Source organism: Lentzea indica (assembly GCF_012184385.1).
In the GTDB taxonomy this organism is placed as follows: Bacteria; Actinomycetota; Actinomycetes; order Mycobacteriales; family Pseudonocardiaceae; genus Lentzea; species Lentzea indica.
Genome location: NZ_VSRL01000115.1, coordinates 1 through 15,546 on the forward strand (window position 1 = coordinate 1; position 15,546 = coordinate 15,546).

17 protein-coding genes and 1 pseudogene are annotated in these 15,546 nt (G+C 68.6%); 9 read left to right on the plus strand and 9 right to left on the minus strand.

Annotated elements, in window-relative coordinates:
- Positions 1 to 143: 143 nt before the first annotated feature.
- From FXN61_RS27480 to FXN61_RS27490, 3 genes are read left to right on the plus strand one after another with little or no spacing between them, the layout of a single operon-like run.
- Positions 144 to 464 carry a DUF485 domain-containing protein gene (locus FXN61_RS27480; protein WP_223165625.1) on the plus strand — a complete coding sequence of 107 codons (321 nt, stop codon included), beginning with the start codon at positions 144 to 146 and terminating at the stop codon, positions 462 to 464.
- The gene (locus FXN61_RS27485; protein ID WP_167976917.1) at positions 461 to 2,203 is read left to right on the plus strand and encodes a sodium/solute symporter; all 1,743 of its coding nucleotides are present in this window, start codon (positions 461 to 463) and stop codon (positions 2,201 to 2,203) included. The genes FXN61_RS27480 and FXN61_RS27485 overlap by 4 nt, the downstream gene beginning before the upstream one ends.
- A gap of 14 nt (positions 2,204 to 2,217) precedes the next feature.
- Positions 2,218 to 3,393 carry a histidine kinase gene (locus tag FXN61_RS27490; protein ID WP_167976918.1) on the plus strand — a complete coding sequence of 392 codons (1,176 nt, stop codon included), beginning with the start codon at positions 2,218 to 2,220 and terminating at the stop codon, positions 3,391 to 3,393.
- 90 nt (positions 3,394 to 3,483) lie between these two features.
- Here FXN61_RS27490 and FXN61_RS52805 read toward each other — a convergent pair.
- Positions 3,484 to 3,891: pseudogene (locus tag FXN61_RS52805) on the minus strand (transposase); the annotation flags it as partial.
- A gap of 609 nt (positions 3,892 to 4,500) precedes the next feature.
- On the opposite strand from FXN61_RS52805, the gene FXN61_RS27500 reads away from it, so the two are divergent.
- From FXN61_RS27500 to FXN61_RS27510, 3 genes are all read left to right on the plus strand, one after another.
- A complete protein-coding gene (locus FXN61_RS27500; RefSeq protein ID WP_167976920.1) occupies positions 4,501 to 5,319 on the plus strand; it encodes a metallophosphoesterase family protein in 819 nt (272 codons plus the stop codon).
- The gene (locus FXN61_RS27505) at positions 5,320 to 5,973 is read left to right on the plus strand and encodes a 4'-phosphopantetheinyl transferase family protein (RefSeq protein WP_167976921.1); all 654 of its coding nucleotides are present in this window, start codon (positions 5,320 to 5,322) and stop codon (positions 5,971 to 5,973) included. It abuts the gene before it with no gap.
- Between the two features lie 70 nt (positions 5,974 to 6,043).
- Positions 6,044 to 7,522, plus strand: coding sequence for a glutamate-cysteine ligase family protein (locus FXN61_RS27510; RefSeq protein WP_167976922.1), 1,479 nt, complete (start codon positions 6,044 to 6,046; stop codon positions 7,520 to 7,522).
- Between the two features lie 30 nt (positions 7,523 to 7,552).
- Here FXN61_RS27510 and FXN61_RS27515 read toward each other — a convergent pair whose 3' ends face one another.
- Positions 7,553 to 9,235, minus strand: coding sequence for a cellulase family glycosylhydrolase (locus FXN61_RS27515; protein ID WP_167976923.1), 1,683 nt, complete (start codon positions 9,233 to 9,235; stop codon positions 7,553 to 7,555).
- A gap of 232 nt (positions 9,236 to 9,467) precedes the next feature.
- Here FXN61_RS27515 and FXN61_RS27520 point away from each other — a divergent pair, with 232 nt between their 5' ends.
- The 3 genes from FXN61_RS27520 to FXN61_RS27530 are packed head-to-tail and all read left to right on the plus strand — an operon-like array spanning position 9,468 to position 11,137.
- Positions 9,468 to 10,136 carry a DUF3800 domain-containing protein gene (locus FXN61_RS27520; RefSeq protein WP_167976924.1) on the plus strand — a complete coding sequence of 223 codons (669 nt, stop codon included), beginning with the start codon at positions 9,468 to 9,470 and terminating at the stop codon, positions 10,134 to 10,136.
- Positions 10,129 to 10,824 (plus strand): class I SAM-dependent methyltransferase, encoded by a 696-nt coding sequence (locus FXN61_RS27525; RefSeq protein ID WP_167976925.1) that lies wholly within the window; start codon positions 10,129 to 10,131, stop codon positions 10,822 to 10,824. The genes FXN61_RS27520 and FXN61_RS27525 overlap by 8 nt, the downstream gene beginning before the upstream one ends.
- A gap of 10 nt (positions 10,825 to 10,834) precedes the next feature.
- A complete protein-coding gene (locus tag FXN61_RS27530; protein ID WP_167976926.1) occupies positions 10,835 to 11,137 on the plus strand; it encodes a putative quinol monooxygenase in 303 nt (100 codons plus the stop codon).
- Here the strand turns inward: FXN61_RS27530 and FXN61_RS27535 are convergent.
- The 7 genes from FXN61_RS27535 to FXN61_RS27565 form a co-directional block, all read right to left on the minus strand.
- On the minus strand, positions 11,130 to 11,468 hold the full coding sequence (locus FXN61_RS27535; protein ID WP_167976927.1) for a condensation domain-containing protein: 339 nt from the start codon (positions 11,466 to 11,468) through the stop codon (positions 11,130 to 11,132). The genes FXN61_RS27530 and FXN61_RS27535 overlap by 8 nt on opposite strands.
- An 11-nt stretch (positions 11,469 to 11,479) precedes the next feature.
- The gene (locus FXN61_RS27540) at positions 11,480 to 12,046 is read right to left on the minus strand and encodes a TIGR03086 family metal-binding protein (RefSeq protein WP_167976928.1); all 567 of its coding nucleotides are present in this window, start codon (positions 12,044 to 12,046) and stop codon (positions 11,480 to 11,482) included.
- Positions 12,046 to 12,456: a type III secretion system chaperone family protein gene (locus FXN61_RS27545; RefSeq protein ID WP_167976929.1), complete on the minus strand. Its 411-nt coding sequence runs from the start codon at positions 12,454 to 12,456 to the stop codon at positions 12,046 to 12,048. Before FXN61_RS27545 ends, FXN61_RS27540 begins: the two co-directional genes overlap by 1 nt.
- Complete coding sequence (locus FXN61_RS27550) at positions 12,381 to 13,088, minus strand: DUF998 domain-containing protein (protein ID WP_312878029.1); 708 nt, start codon at positions 13,086 to 13,088, stop codon at positions 12,381 to 12,383. The genes FXN61_RS27545 and FXN61_RS27550 overlap by 76 nt, the downstream gene beginning before the upstream one ends.
- Before the next feature lie 80 nt (positions 13,089 to 13,168).
- Positions 13,169 to 13,909, minus strand: coding sequence for an SDR family NAD(P)-dependent oxidoreductase (locus tag FXN61_RS27555; protein WP_167976930.1), 741 nt, complete (start codon positions 13,907 to 13,909; stop codon positions 13,169 to 13,171).
- Positions 13,888 to 14,604, minus strand: a complete 717-nt coding sequence (locus tag FXN61_RS27560) for a glycoside hydrolase family 16 protein (RefSeq protein WP_167976931.1) — start codon at positions 14,602 to 14,604, stop codon at positions 13,888 to 13,890. The genes FXN61_RS27555 and FXN61_RS27560 overlap by 22 nt, the downstream gene beginning before the upstream one ends.
- A gap of 18 nt (positions 14,605 to 14,622) precedes the next feature.
- Positions 14,623 to 15,480, minus strand: a complete 858-nt coding sequence (locus tag FXN61_RS27565) for a LysR family transcriptional regulator ArgP (protein WP_167976941.1) — start codon at positions 15,478 to 15,480, stop codon at positions 14,623 to 14,625.
- Between the last annotated feature and the right edge of the window lie 66 nt (positions 15,481 to 15,546).

Here is a 15,546-nt window from a genome sequence, read left to right on the forward strand (position 1 = left end):
CACCCGTGCCGGGCCAGGCCACGCCCGCCGGTGTCGCGCAACCGAGGAACGGGCTCGGGTCGTGACGACGCCACCACCCGAAAGGCCGGCGCCGAAGCCGGCCCAGCGCGTGGTGGTGACGAGCCCGCGTACGCGGGCACCCCGTGCGCGCCGCCCGTACTCGGGCGACACGGGAGATCAACGAGCAGAGCGAGCTCGGCGCCGTCTACATGCGCACGCTGATCCGGGCGCAACGGCGGCTGGGCCTGTCGGTGTGCCTGGTGGCGTGCGGGGCGCTCGGCCTGCTGCCGCTGTTGTTCGCGATCGAACCGGAGCTCGGGAAGGTCCGGGTGCTCGGGCTCGGGCTGCCGTGGTTCCTGCTGTGCGTGGCGACGTTCCCGATGCTGCTGCTGGCCGGCTGGTTCTACGTGCGGCAGGCCGAGCGCAGTGAGCGCGAGTTCGCGGAGCTGGTCGAACGTCCATGACGAGTGGTTACGCCATCGTGGCGGTGCTGGTCGTCGCACTGGGCACGATCCTGATCGGTACCTACGGACTGCGCGTTTCCCGCACCACGTCTGACTTCTACGTCGCCTCGCGCACGGTTTCCCCGTGGTGGAACGCTTCCGCGATCGGCGGCGAGTACCTGTCGGCGGCGTCGTTCGTCGGCATCGCCGGACTGATCTTCGCCTACGGGCCGGACATGCTGTGGTTCCCGGTCGGCTACACCGCCGGATACCTGGTGCTGCTGACCATGGTCGCGGCGCCGCTGCGGCGTTCGGGCGCCTACACGCTGCCGGACTTCGCCGAGGCCCGCTTCCGTTCACGGGTGGTGCGCGCGGTCGCGTCGGTTCTCGCGCTGGCGATCGGCTGGCTGTACCTGTTGCCACAGCTGGAAGGCGCCGGCCTGACGCTGAACACCGTGACCGGCGCGCCGGACTGGGTGGGCGCGCTGATCGTCACGGTGGTCGTGACCGCGAACGTGATGTCCGGCGGCATGCGCAGCATCACGTTCGTGCAGGCGTTCCAGTACTGGCTCAAGCTCACCGCGATCACCGTGCCGATCGTGTTCCTGATCGCCGTGTGGCAGGTGCACGGCGCGGATTCGCTGACCAAGCCGGACTTTCCGACGTTCCGGCAGGACACCGAGGTCGTGTTCAACCACCAGACCTCGATCCACGCCGAGCGGTCCATCTTCATCAAGGGCAGCGGCGAGGTCGACGGACTGCGCATCGAAAACGCGGGCCACGTGCTGACCGACGGCGACCACCGCATCGGGCAGGGCTCGAAGTTCACGTTCCCCGAAGGCGCCGCCGTACCGCATCTGTCCTCAATGGCGCACAACACCAACGAGTCGTGGGCGCTGCCGATGTCCAGCGGCGCGGACTTCCCGTTGTACGGGGCCTATTCGCTCATCATCGCGACGTTCCTCGGGACCATGGGCCTGCCGCACGTGATCGTGCGCTTCTACACCAACCCGAACGGCACGGCCGCGCGCCGCACGACGTTGATCGTGCTCGGGTTGTTGTCCGTCTTCTACCTGATGCCGCCGATGTACGGCGCTCTCGGCCGGCTCTACACGCCCGAGTTGCTGATGACAGGGCAGACCGATGCCGTGGTGCTCGTGCTGCCGACGCGGATGATCGAGGGCATCGGCGGCCAGCTGCTCGGCGCGCTGGTGGCCGGTGGTGCTTTCGCGGCGTTCCTGTCGACGTCCTCCGGCCTGGTCGTGTCACTGGCCGGTGTGCTGTCGCAGGACGTGCTGAGACTCGGCGGGGTGCGCGGGTTCCGGATCTCCACGGTGCTCGCGGGCATCGTGCCGCTCGCGATGACGTTCGTGTCGACGGGCATGCCGGTCGCGGACATGGTCGGCCTCGCGTTCGCGGTGGCGGCTTCTTCGCTGTGTCCCTTGCTGCTGCTGGGAATCTGGTCGCCGCGGATCACGACGGTCGGTGCCGTGGCGGGCATGCTCGCGGGCGGCGTGCCCGCGCTGACCGCCGGCCTCGTCACGATGTTCACCGACACCGGAGACTCCTGGTACGAGGTGCTGCTCTCGCGACCTGCCGCGTGGACGGTGCCGCTCGGCTTCACGGTCATGTACGTCGTCTCCCTGCTCACCCAGCGGCACGTGCCACCGGGCGTGCAGCGCACGATGGTCAAGCTCCACGCACCCGAGAACCTCGGGTTGGACAGCTCCAGCCCGGCCACGGGCGACGAGCGAAGCTAGAAGGTGACGCGAGAATGCAGGACTTCCTCACCGCCGCGGCGATCCTGATCGTCGGTGGAGCCGCGGTGCTCGTGCTGTGGCGCGGCACCCGCAACAAGCAGTCGCTCTCGACCGAGGCCCAGCGCGTCACCTACGAGACACTGCACACCGCCTGGTCCGCGGCGCCGCCTCTGCGCGCCGGTCTCGTGCCCGACGCCGCGAAGAAGTCCGCCCGGCATCTGCGGACCCTGTTGGACACGCCTGCTCTGGCGCTGACCGACGAGACGGAAGTCGTTGCGTGGGAAGGGGTTTCCGAGCACCACGCGGCGGAGGCCATGGCCCAGGCCGAGGACGTGTTCCTCACCGGGCGCACCCAGGCGTTCGACATCGGCTGCACCGAACCGAACTGCCCGATCAACTGCGCTGTAGTCGCACCATTGACCGTGGAAGGCCGCGTGGTCGGAACCCTGGCGGCCTACTCGCGCGAGGCGTCGGCCGGTCTGGTGCGCGCGACGAACCAGGTGGCGCGGTGGGCGGCCGGTCAGCTGGAGCTGGCAGAGCTGGACCGGTCGCGGACCCGGCTGGTGGAGGCCGAGGTGCGTGCGCTGCGCGCGCAGATCTCGCCGCACTTCATCTACAACTCGTTGTCCGCCATCGCTTCCTACGTGCGGACGAACCCTGAGCGCGCGCGGACGTTGCTGCTGGACTTCGCGGACTTCACCCGGTACTCGTTCCGGCGCCACGGCGACTTCACGACGCTGGCCGAGGAGCTGCGGTCGATCGACCAGTACCTGGCCCTGGAACGGGCGCGGTTCGGGGAGCGGCTGAAGGTGACGCTGCAGGTCGCGCCCGAGGTGTTGCCGGTGACCGTGCCGTTCCTGTGCTTGCAGCCGTTGGTGGAGAACGCCGTCCGGCACGGGATGGAGGGCAAGGTCGAGCCCGGCCACATCCAGATCTACGCCAACGACAGCGGCGCCGAAGCACAGATCATCATCGAGGACGACGGCATCGGGATGGATCCGGAGAAACTCCGCCGCACGCTCGCCGGTCAGGTCGACGAGTCGGCCGGCATCGGGCTCGGGAACATCGACGAGCGGCTGCGCCGCGTCTACGGGGACGAGTACGGGCTCGTGGTGGAGACGGCGTGCGGGCTGGGCACGAAGATCACCGTGCGGGTGCCGAAGTACCACGCGGGCATCAACGACATGTGAGTGCGATGAGCGGTCGTTCGTGCGATGAACGGTCAAAAAGCGCCGGGGCCACCCTTGTTCAGGGTGACCCCGGCGCAAGTCGGGAGATCAGCTGGCGGCCTTCGCGGCACGACGGTCCGCCGCGTCCAGCACCGCGCGGATCCAGTCGATCTCGTCGGCGCCGCAGGCACCCTCGGCCACTGCCCGGCGAAGACGAACCCACAGCCCCAGGTCGGTCCACTCCTGGAACCGCCGGTGCACGGTGGGCACGGTCACGCCGAACGAGGCCGGCAGGTGCCGCCAGGCACAACCGGAAGACAGCACGAACACGATCGCCGTGAACACGGAACGGCTGCACACCCGGCCACGGCCACCACCCTGGCGGCGCACCTTGGCCGGCGGGATCAGCGGCTCGACGACGGCCCACAGGTTGGGGCTGACCAGGCGGGACGAGAGCTGTTCGATGACGTCACCGCGACCGGGCTCACCGCTGTGCTCCGGCCACGTCGAGGAGCGCATCCAGGAGTCCTGGCGCGGCGCGGCGTCGGCGGGCCGCGTGTCCTGGCGGGCGGACTCGGCGCGCTGACGGGAGCGGAGCAGCGTGGCCAGTGCGGTGTCCTCGGCCGTGGTGCGGCGCTGAGGAACGGCGTAGGCCGAATGCTGCTGGGCGTGACGCGTGATCTCGGCGCCGACGGTGCGGCGGAACGAGGGGTTGGCCTGCAGGCGCGGGTCGACCGGCTGGCCGTAGCGCACGGGGACCTGGCCCTGACGTGGGGGGACGGGCCGCTGGGGCACTTGACGGGGCGGGACCTGCCGCGCGAGTCGCGGGTCCGGGGTACGTGCGAACTGTGAGTCGGTCATGGTGTGGTCCTCCGCCAGGACTTTTCCGTCAGGTGACAGCGCTCACAGTAGGAAGGACGCCAGAAAACAGGTAAGTAGGTAGGCCATAAAAGGCGATGAGCGGGCGTGCGACGGCGATACGCGGCTTACCCTGTTGAGACGAGTGGCGCACTGTCTGCGACGAACGGATAACCGGTCGTGGCACTCATCCCACGACCGGGTGGCGCTAGCCACGCCCCACCTGTCGGTAATGATCCGGTCGTTGACGCCAGAGATACCGTTCGAACTGTGAAGCTTTGGGCCACCAGCGACCTGCACGTCTCCTACCAGGACAACCGCCAGGTTGTGGAGGCGATCGCCGCACCGGACGCGAGTGACTGGCTGATCGTCGCCGGGGACATCGGCGAGAAGTTCGCCGACATCGAGTGGACCCTCGGGAAGCTCAGCCAGAAGTTCGGGAAGGTGATCTGGGCGCCGGGCAACCACGAGCTCTGGACCACCAAGGACGACGAGAACCAGTCCCGCGGCGAGATGCGCTACAAGCAGCTCGTGGAGCTGTGCCGCAGCCTCGGCGTGATCACGCCGGAGGACCCTTACGTCGTCTTCGACGGCGAACGAGGACCGGTCACTGTCTGTCCACTGTTCCTCGGCTACGACTACTCCTTTCGGCCGCATGGCGCCACGGACGTGAAGTCGGCCCTCGCCATCGCCCACGAGGCGGGCGTCGTGTGCACGGACGAGTACTTCCTGCACCCCGACCCGTACCCGTCCCGCGAGGCGTGGTGCCAGGCCCGCGTCCAGGAGACAGAAGAGCGCCTCGAAGCCGTCGACGGCCCGACCGTGCTGATCAACCACTATCCGCTCGTGCGCGACCCCACGTTCGTGCTGCGCTATCCGGAGTTCGCGCTCTGGTGCGGCACGACGCTGACCGCCGACTGGCACAAACGGTTCAACGCCGTCGAGATGGTCTACGGCCACCTGCACATCCCCCGCACGACGCACTACGACGGCGTGCGCTTCGACGAGGTCTCGCTCGGCTACCCGCGCGAGTGGAAACCACGCGGCACCACCAGGGTGAAGCTGCACGACGTGCTGCGGGAGTCATAAGTGCTGGAACAGCTTCTTCCCCCGCCCATCGCGGCGGTGGAGCGGTACGACGACGAGCAGCCGGTCGAGCTCTTCCCCGAGGAGGAGGCGCTGCTGGGCAACGCCGTGCCCAAGCGGCGGTTCGAGTTCGGCACGGCCCGCGCGTGCGCCCGCGACGCGATGCGACACCTCGGCGTGGAACCCGCCGCGATCCTGCCAGGCCCCAAGCGCGAGCCGCTGTGGCCGGACGGCATCGTCGGCAGCCTGACGCACTGCTCCGGCTACCGGGCCGCGGCACTGGCGCGGACGACCGACTTCCAGACCATCGGCATCGACGCCGAACCGCACGCCGCCGCACCGAAGGGCGTGCTGGAGGCCATCGCGATTCCGGCTGAGCTGCGGAGAATGCCGGGTCTGAAGGTCGACGACCCGAAGATCTGCTGGGACCGGCTGCTGTTCAGCGCCAAGGAGTCCACCTACAAGGCGTGGTACCCGGTGACCCGGCGCTGGCTAGGCTTCGAGGACGCCGACATCACGCTCAACGCCGACGGCACCTTCCACTCGCGCATCCTGCTGCCCGACACCCCGATCGCCGGGTTCCACGGCCGCTGGCTGGTGCAGGGCGACGTCCTGCTCACCGCCATCGCCGTGCCTGTTCGGCGTTCCAGAACCTGACACACGGGTGTCGGATTGATCAACCATGGTGCACAGTGGTGGGTGAACCCTCGACCGCCGGGAGGCCACCATGGGCGAGGACGTCGCGAGGCACGAGTTCACGCGCGAGGACCGCACGCGGTACCGCACCAAGGTGCGGCGATGCCTCGACGTGTTCGCCAGGATGCTGCGTGAGGCGCGGTTCGACTTCGAAAGGCCGATGACCGGCCTGGAGATCGAGATCAACCTCATCGACGAGCAGGGCGACCCGGCGATGAAGAACCACGAGGCGCTCCAGGTCATCGACGACCCTGACTTCGTGACCGAGCTCGGCCAGTGGAACATCGAGATCAACGTGGCCCCGCGCCGGCTCGCCGGCGGCGGCATCACCGCGTTCGAGGAGACCGTCCGCCGCAGCCTCAACTCCGCGGAGGAGAAGGCCCGCGAGGTCGGCGCGCACATGGTCATCAACGGCATCCTGCCGACCCTGCGCTCCAAACACATCGCTCCCGACCTGCTCTCCAGCAACCCGCGCTACGCGCTGCTCAACGAGCAGGTGCTGGCCGCGCGCGGCGAGGACCTGCAGATCTCCATCGACGGCGTCGAGCGCCTGCACCTCACGGCCAGCTCGATCGTCCCCGAGGCCGCCTGCACCAGCACGCAGCTGCACCTGCAGGTGAGCCCCGAGCAGTTCCCCGCCTACTGGAACGCCGCCCAGGCCATCGCGGGCGTGCAGGTGGCGGTGGGAGCGAACTCGCCGTTCTTCCTCGGCAAGGAGCTGTGGCGCGAGACCAGGATCGCGCTGTTCCAGCAGGCCACCGACACCCGCGGCGACGAGCTGAAGGCCCAGGGCGTGCGGCCGCGCGTGTGGTTCGGCGAGCGGTGGATCAACTCGATCTTCGATCTGTTCGAGGAGAACGTCCGCTACTTCCCCGCGTTGCTGCCCATCTGCGACGAGGAGGACCCGCTCACCGTGCTCGACAAGGGCGACACGCCCACGTTGAGCGAGCTCAAGCTGCACAACGGCACCATCTACCGCTGGAACCGCCCGGTGTACGACGTGGTGCGCGACCGGCCGCACCTCCGCGTCGAGAACCGGGTGCTGCCGGCGGGACCGACGATCGTCGACACGCTCGCGAACGCCGCGCTGTATTTCGGCCTGGTGCGGGCGCTGGCGGAGGACGAGCGTCCACTGTGGTCGCAGATGAGCTTCCAGGCCGCGGAGGAGAACTTCAACGCCGCCTCCCGCAACGGCATGGACGCGCAGATGTACTGGCCCGGCGTGGGTACCGTGCCCGTCATCGAGCTGGTGCTGCGCAGGCTTCTCCCCCTGGCTCACGAGGGGCTGATCCGGTGGGGCGTCGACTCGGCAGAGCGGGACAGGCTGCTCGGGGTGATCGAGCAGCGCTGCCTCGCCGGGGTCAACGGAGCGTCGTGGCAGGCGAGGGAGTTCCACCGCCACTACGACCACACGCATCTGGACCGGGCCGACGCGCTTCGCACCATGCTCCGGTCCTATGTAGAACTGATGCACGCCAACGAGCCGGTGCACACCTGGCCGCTGACCTGACCCGAGGGCCAGGCCAGCGGCTCACAGTGGTCAGCCGGTCGGGAAGTTGTCCGGTGTGCGGATGCGCTCACGCACCCAGACACCGGCAGGCTTCAGCACACCGGTTCCCGCGAACGTGTTGCCCGCGCACGTGCCGGTCTTGAAGACCGCGCCCGACAGACCGTCGTCGGAGTAGTTCCAGTTGGCCCAGGAGATCTTCTTCTGCGCCATCAGGTCCAGGTAGCGCTGCGACATGGTGAAGTCGTTGCCGCCACCACCGGACGAGGTCTGCGTGCCGAACTCGGTCACGAACACCGGGACCTCGCTGGAGACGCGGTTGAGGACGCTGAGGTAGGCGTCCTTGTGCGAGGCCGCGTAGAAGTGGAACGAGTACATGAAGTTCGTCGCGTTGACCTTGTTGTTCAGCACCACCGACGGGTCCTCGCCGTCGGAGTGGCCGAACGTCGACCAGCCGTGCGTGCCCGAGACGATGAGGCTGTCAGGGTCGATGTTGCGGATGACCGGGATCATCTGCTCGGCGTAGGACTTGACCCTCGCCCACGACGTGCCGTTCGGCTCGTTCGCGATGTCGTAGATGATGTTGGTCTTGTCCTTGTGCCGCTGGGCGATCTCGGTGAAGAACGTCTTGGCGCGGGACAGGTTGTAGTTCGGGTCGCCAGGCGAGAGCTGGTGCCAGTCCACGAGGACGTAGATGCCGCGACGCGTGGCTTCCTCGATGTAGCCGTGCATCATGTCGGTGAACTTGCGGGGGTTGGTCTCGTAACCGCCCTCCTGGATGTACATGGCGACGCGGATGAAGTCCGCGTTCCAGTCGTTCACCAACGCGTCCCACCACGCCGCCTTGGCGCACTGGTGGTACCACTGGATGCCGTGCGTGCTCATGCCGCGCAACTGGATCGGCTTGCCGTACTGGTTGCACAGCTGCACACCGCACACGCGCAGCAGACCGTTGATGTCGTGCGGCCTGGTGCCGCCGGGGGTGCCCGGTGTGGTCTTCACCGTGACGGAGTTCGACGCGCCGGACAGGTTCCCTGCCGCGTCACGCGCCTGCACGGTGAAGGTGTACGAGGTGTCCGGCGTGAGGCCGGTGACGGTGTGCGTGGTGCCAGTCGCGGTCTGACCGTTGGACAGCACGTACCCGGTCACGCCCACGTTGTCCGTGGACGCGTCCCATGCCAGCGTGATCGACGACGACGTCTGCGCCGTGGAGCGCAGGTTGCCCGGCGTCGAGGGCGCGACGGTGTCCGGCGGGCCCGACGGCGGTTCGACGTCGAGCCTGTCGAGGTTCGGGCCGCCGTTGGAGGTGGTCGCCACCGTCTTGATCGTGTTGGTGCCCGCGTTGAGGTTCACCGTGGTGGTGCGGGTCTGCCACGTGGTCCACGCGCCCGTGCCGGCGAACGACAGCTCGTCCGCCGCCAGCGAGCCGTTGACCGAGACGTCCATCGGGCGGTTGGCCGTGGTGCCGTTGGCGAACCGGAACGTGAGCGTCGCCTGGCCCGCGCTCGGCGAGCTCACGGTGAACTCGACGGAGCTGCCGACCTCGTTGTCGTAGTTGACGAAGCCCGAGCCGGTGAAGCCGGCGTGGTTGGACTCCACGAGGCCGTTCGAGATCGACGCGCTCTCCGCCTGGTACTGCGTGGGGGCGGCGACCGCGACGGCCGGGACTGCGAGCGCTAACGCTGCTGGTAAGACCAGGAACAGGGATCTGGCCACAGGTGCCTCCTGTGTGAGGGGAACAGCAGGGTGCGGCGGCGCTTTAGTTAAGAAGGTTTCCTATCAGTTGTGTGGTGAATCACAGCACTGGACCACTGCTCCTGTCAACAAATTCGCGCGACCGGAACCGGGCCGGTCGGGCATGCTCACCTGCGATGCGATCCACTGTCACCGTGACATCAGCACAGCTTCCTGCCGGACCGGTCCGGGACATCACCGATGACTGGTCCTGATGGAGATCGCCTGCGACGAGTCGGGATCCGAGGGCGAGAAGCTCGTCGGCGGGGTCACGGCGGTCTTCGCGCACGCCGGGGTGCGGATGTCGCGGGACGAGGCCGCTGACTGCGTCGCCTCGCTCCGATCTATGATCAAGTCACCCGCGCTGGAGTACAAGGCGAACCACCTGCTGCGGCAGAAGAACCGGTGGGTGTTGCTGTGGTTCCTCGGGCCTTCCGGGCCGTTGGCCGGCAAGGCGCGTGTCCAGCTCGTGGACAAGCGGCGGTTCCTGGCCTCGCGGGTACGGACGGAGTTCGGTCGCGTTTCAGGACCGCTGGAGCTCTACAACGACCTGCTGCGCGCTCGTGGACCGCGCGGGACGCTGGATCCGCTGTTCCCCGCGATCCTGCGTGCCGTCGCCCAGTGGGACGGGCCGGTGTCGATCGTGCACGACCAGCAGCTGTCTTTGACCGACGGGCGAATCCGGCAGCTCAAGAAGCTCGCACCACGGCTGAAAAGCCTCACACTGGTGGACTCGCAGCACGACGCACGCGTGCAGGTGGCCGACTTCCTGGCCGGGATCGCCCGCCGCGTCGCGGAAGAAGAACTGAACGGGCGGCCGGATCACGACGTGATCGGGCTGCTGAGACCTTTCGTCGCCGGACCTAGGATGTGGCATGCCTGACGCGATTTTCGCCGACCCGAGACTGGCGCGGATCTACGACGCCTTCGACGGGCCGCGCGACGACCTGGACCTGTACCTGGGAATCGCGGACGAGGTCGCGGCACGGTCCGTGCTCGACGTCGGATGCGGCACGGGCTCTTTGGCGGTGTTGCTGGCCACGTCAGGGCGTTCGGTCGTCGGGGTGGACCCGGCGCTCACGTCGCTGGAGATCGCGCGGGCCAAGGACTCCCGGGTGACGTGGATTCACGGGGACGCGACTTCCCTGCCCTCGTTGCAGGTCGATCTCGCGACGATGACCGGGAACGTGGCGCAGGTGTTCCTCGGTGACGACTGGGAAGCGACCTTGCACGGGATCCACGGCGCCCTGCGGCCCGGTGGGCACCTGGTCTTCGAGACGCGGCGGCCGCTGCGGCGGGCGTGGGAGGACTGGGCGCGCAGCGCGCCGCGGGTGCGGGGCGGGGTGCGGGAGCAGTTCGAACTGCTCGGCGTGAACATGCCGTTCGTGTCGTTCCGCCACACGTACCGGTTCCCGGACGGCTCGCGGATCGCGTCCGAGTCGAAGCTGAGGTTCCGCTCTCGTGCCGAGGTCGAGCACAGCCTGGTTCGCTGCGGCTTCGCGGTCGTGGACGTGCGCGACGCACCGGACCGGCCGGGGCGCGAGTTCGTGTTCGTGGCCAAGCGGAAATAGGATCCGCCGCATGGCGTTCGGCTACATCGGCTCGATGAGGACCAAGCCCGGTCACCGCGACGACGTGGTGGCGATCCTGACCCGCGGGCAGGACGGCCTCCGCGAGGCCGGCTGCCAGGTTTACGCGGTCGGGCTCGATGCCGAGGACGAGGACAAGATCTGGGTCAGCGAGATCTGGGAGTCCGCGCAGCACCACGCGGACTCGCTGCAGCTGCCCGAGACCAAGGCCGCCATCGCCGAGGCCATGCCGATGCTGACCGGGGAGTTCAGCGGCCAGAAGGTGGAGATCGTCGGCGGGCTCGGCGTCAGCTGACGAAGGCCGGTTGCTTCCAGGCCTGCACCAGCCACGGCAGGATCCGCGGCAGCCGGTCGGCCACGATGTCGTGCAGCACCAGCACCATCCGGCCGGAGTGCGCGGGTCCGGCGTCGAGCCACACGGCCTGCATCAGGACGCCCGCCCGCAGGTCCAGCCCCGCCTCCGCCTCCGCGAGGGCCGCGGGGGTGGCGGCGACGGGGTCCGCGACCTCGTGATGCGCGAAGCCGGAACGGCACAGTTCGGGGTGCAGTTCCACCAGGGAGTCCACCGCGGCGGCCAGGCGTCCCACGCCCAGGCCGGCCCGAACCTGCACCGTAATCGCTCTCACGTTAGGAGAGCCTAACCTAGGCTCCACTCGGGATTCCGCCCACTGAGTCCCACAACACGGTCGAGAAGAGGCGCGTCCGGGCCGACCTCCACCGCGGCTCCGAAGAGCGAGCCGTCGCGGTCGTCCGGGCCGATCGACGACACGAACCCGTAGACCACCTGAAGCAGGTCCGGATCGACGTCGAAGTCCTGCCCGGTCGCGCGGGCCAGGTCCCAGCCGTGCAGCACGATCTCGTCCAGCGCCACCGCGGCCGCGACCTCGCCCGGCAGGTCGACGCCGCCCGCCGCGGTCATGCCCTCCCAGGCCGACGGGGAGCGCCAGGCCTGCGCCAGCTCGGTCAGCCGCGCGGGAATCGACTCGCGGAAGTCCTCCGGCAGCCGAGCCGCGTCGCCGGAACCCGTGCCCTCCAACGGGGTCTTCAAGGCCGCCATCGTGAACGCGACGCTCAGTCCGTTGATGTGGTCGAGCAGGTCGCCGACCGTGTAGTCCGGGCACGGCGTCGGCGCCTCGAGGTCGCCGTCCGGCACGGTGCGCACCAGTCCCGCCAGCCTGTCGGCCGCGGGAGTCAGGTCGAACATCAGTAGCCGTCCCCTCCCCAGAACTGTTCCTCGAGCGTGTCCGCCGTGCCGGCGAGCAGCTGCAGCGGGTCGGTGAACTCGTGGATGTCGAGGTCCGACAGCGGCAGCGAATGCCGCACCACGACGTGCTCCCCCATGATCGCGAGACCGCACGCGACGGTGGACTTGCCGACCTCCTCCAGCACCGCGCGCAGGTCCACGTCCTTCGCGAGGCCGCACGGGGAGGCGATCTGCACCCATTCGTGCATCTTGTCGAGCACTTCCCGGACGATGATCACGACCTGCGTGCGGTCATCGTCGTCCTCCTCTTCATCCCCGAAGGTGAAGAGGACTCTCAGCTCCTCGTCCTCGTCGTGGATGACGTCGTACTCGGCGCGGATGTAATCCGCGAGGTCTCCCCAACTCGCCATGGCGCAACCCTACTTGCCGCGATCGCCCACAGCCCGACGACGAGCACGGCGCCCACCTCGGCGATCAGCAAGATCCTCTCGATGTAGCCCAACGGGAACACGCGCCACCACCGAACGTCGGAGGCCACGCCCATCGCAATGGCGTAGAGGATCGGCATGAAAGCGACAACGCTCACCACACCGGACACCATCGTCCACCTGGCGTGTCGTCCCCACACGTGATCCTTCAGCCACGGCCGCGCCAGCAGGATGACGGCGATCGGCAGGCTGACGAAGGCGATCATGCTGCCGAACCGGTGGATGCTGCCGCTGATCTCGTTGGTGCCCATCGCCCAGTTCGTCTTCGGGAACGCCACGACGAGCAGCAACCCGACCGACCACAGGATCAACGCGATCGACCCGCCTGAACGCCATCTCGCCAGTCCCTTGTGGACGAGCGCGACGAGGATCGCGAGTGAGCCCGCGGCCAGGAGCAGCACGGCGACGTCGAAGACGGGACGGTAGTCACCCAGCGCGTACTCGCTGATCGTGCGGCGCAGCGGGCCGACGGTCAGGTCGAGCAGGCCGACCATGGCCACCGTCGCGACGACGGCGAGTGAACCGCCGGTGGCGGCTAGTCGAGGAATCAGCACATCCAGTGCAACGCGGTGGCGAACCCGTGCGGTTCCTGGGTTCAGGAAGCCGACAGGATTCCCCCAGGTTCCCGACAGGTTCAGTCGAGGACGCTCCCGCAGGTGATGTTGACCTGCGTTCCCGTGATCGCGCTGCCCCAGTCGGAGGCCACGAACACCGCGGTTCGTCCGACGTCCGCCTTCGTGGCTGCCCGCCCCAGCACGGTCTCACCGACGATGTCCGCTTCGATCGGCGCGCGATGCTCGGCGGGAATCGACTCGGGGATGCCGCCTGTCTGCAGCGTCACCACCCGGACGCCGTGCGGCCCGAGCTCGGCGGCGAGCTGACGGCGCATGGACTCGACCGCGTCGAACGCCGCCAGCAGGCCTCCGAGCTGCCATCGGCGGTGCGCCGACGCCTCCCCCGTGCCACCGAAGAACAGGATGACGCCGCTCTTCTGCCTGATCATGTGCCGTGCGGCGGCCCTGGCCGTGAGGAACTTCGACCGGACGGCCGAGACGACGGGACTGAGGTAGTCCTCGACGCTCATCTCCACCATCGGCGTGCCCTGGACGTCGTTGTCGGTGGTGACGTTGACGGAGATGTCGAGGCGTTCGAACGTGGCCGCGTGCCGGTCCACCGCCCCCTCGTCGAGCGCGTCCACCACCGCGTAGCGGGCACCCAGCTCCCCGGCCTTCGCCTTGAGCGTCGCCTCGGTGCGGCCGACGAGGTGCACCTCGGCACCTGCCTGCACGAACGCCTCGGCGATCGCGCCGCCGATGTTGCCCGCGCCGCCGTAGATGACGGCGGTCTTCCCGTTCAGCGGTAGGCCCTGAACCATTCGACCTCGAACTCCTTCGGGTAGCGCCCTGCCCGTTCCTGCCCGAACTCGAAGATCGCGAGCTGGAACTGCATCGGGTAGTCCGGGGCCTGCATCACCGTGTTCACGAGCTCGTCGTCGACGAAGAAGTCGACCCGCCCCGGCTGCCAGTCGGCGCCGTAGACGTGGAACTCGCGCCCGTCGATCGGCACGTCCACGACCTCGAACTCGTCCTTGATGCGCGGGTCGCCGAACGGATGCAGGCCCATCCCGACACCGGTGGCCGCCGGGTAGACGTGCTTGCCGAAGATCTCCGCGATGCAGATCTCCGCGGACCGCTCCGGCACGTCCTCCAGCCCGATCATCCACAGCGCGACCATGCAGTTGGGGTCGTCGACGGCCTTGCACCGGATCTCGAACCGGCCGTACGTCGGGGTGTACAGCCGCACCTCGGTCTGGGGCTCGCGCACGACGAGGTCGGGGCGGAACTTCGACTGGCCTTCCGTCAGCGCGGTCTGCAGGCCCGAGACCCTGGTGTCGCCGTCGAACTCCGGGCACCACGGGTCCTGGTCGGCGTCGATGCGGAGAGTGAGGCCGTTGCCGGTGCGGAGGCGGGCGGCGGTGGCCGCGCTGGAGCTCCAGTGCGGCAGGTAGTGCGGGTACCACCGGTCCAATGTGGTGAACCGGTCTTCGAACTCGAGCTCTCGTCCGGTCATGTCAACAGAGGGTAACTCCTACCGCAGCGCGATGGCCGCTTCCTGTTCCACCGCGCCGGCCACCGCGTTCAACGCCGGCGAGTCGAGCTTCCACTGCTGCCAGTACAGCGGCACGGACACGGTACGGCCTGGCGCCAGGTCGACCAGGCCGTCCTGCAGCTGCTGCGGCGGCACCATGCCCCAGCCCAGGCCTGCCACGATCGCCCGCACGTACACCTCGGACGACGGCACGTAGTGGCGGTGTTCCGAGGCGCCGCGGCCGCGGGTCAACGTGCGCACGAACTGGTCCTGCAGGTCGTCGTTGCGGTCGAACACCACGACCGGCGCGTCCGGCAGCCACGACTTCAACGGGCCGTCCACGTGTTGATCCACAAAGGACTGCGATGCCATTGCGGCATAACGGATGTCGCCGAGCCTGCGCACCGTGCAACCCGCGACGGGCTCGCGCGAGGACGTCACGGCGGCCATCACCAGGCCCTGCCGCAGCAGCGCCGTCGTGTGGTCCTGGTCCTCGCGGTGCAGGTCGAACGAGATCTTGAGCGACGACGGGACCCGTTGCAGGGCAGGCAGGAACCAGGTGGCGAGCGAGTCGGCGTTCACCGCGATCGGCACCCGGACGGCGGCGTCCGTGCCCAGCGCCGCGTCGAGGTCCTGGTCCAGGGCGAGCAGTTGCCGACCGTAGCGGACCAGCACCTCCCCCGACGGCGTCAGCCGCACCGGCCGTGCCCGCACGAGCAGCACGCGACCGGTCCGTTGCTCCAGGGCCTTGATCCGTTGGGAAACAGCGGAAGGCGTCACGTGCAACGCGGCCGCCGCGGCGTCGAACGTGCCCGCGTCCACGACCGCGAGCAGCGTGCGCACCAGGTCGAGATCCATCACGACCGCTAATGATACGTAAGAATCTTTAGCTGGTCTCATCAAGACGGCGTCAATACCGTCGAA

Bases quoted from the DNA above. Each gene is read 5' to 3' on its own strand.
- FXN61_RS27525 (WP_167976925.1), top strand. From the start codon at position 10,129: ATGCCTGACGCGATTTTCGCCGACCCGAGACTGGCGCGGATCTACGAC.
- FXN61_RS27490 (WP_167976918.1), top strand. From the start codon at position 2,218: ATGCAGGACTTCCTCACCGCCGCGGCGATCCTGATCGTCGGTGGAGCC.
- FXN61_RS27510 (WP_167976922.1), top strand. From the start codon at position 6,044: ATGGGCGAGGACGTCGCGAGGCACGAGTTCACGCGCGAGGACCGCACG.
- FXN61_RS27530 (WP_167976926.1), top strand. From the start codon at position 10,835: ATGGCGTTCGGCTACATCGGCTCGATGAGGACCAAGCCCGGTCACCGC.
- FXN61_RS27540 (WP_167976928.1), bottom strand. From the start codon at position 12,046: ATGTTCGACCTGACTCCCGCGGCCGACAGGCTGGCGGGACTGGTGCGC.
- FXN61_RS27485 (WP_167976917.1), top strand. From the start codon at position 461: ATGACGAGTGGTTACGCCATCGTGGCGGTGCTGGTCGTCGCACTGGGC.
- FXN61_RS27560 (WP_167976931.1), bottom strand. From the start codon at position 14,604: ATGACCGGACGAGAGCTCGAGTTCGAAGACCGGTTCACCACATTGGAC.
- FXN61_RS27565 (WP_167976941.1), bottom strand. From the start codon at position 15,480: ATGGATCTCGACCTGGTGCGCACGCTGCTCGCGGTCGTGGACGCGGGC.
- FXN61_RS27545 (WP_167976929.1), bottom strand. From the start codon at position 12,456: ATGGCGAGTTGGGGAGACCTCGCGGATTACATCCGCGCCGAGTACGAC.
- FXN61_RS27555 (WP_167976930.1), bottom strand. From the start codon at position 13,909: ATGGTTCAGGGCCTACCGCTGAACGGGAAGACCGCCGTCATCTACGGC.
- FXN61_RS27520 (WP_167976924.1), top strand. From the start codon at position 9,468: ATGGAGATCGCCTGCGACGAGTCGGGATCCGAGGGCGAGAAGCTCGTC.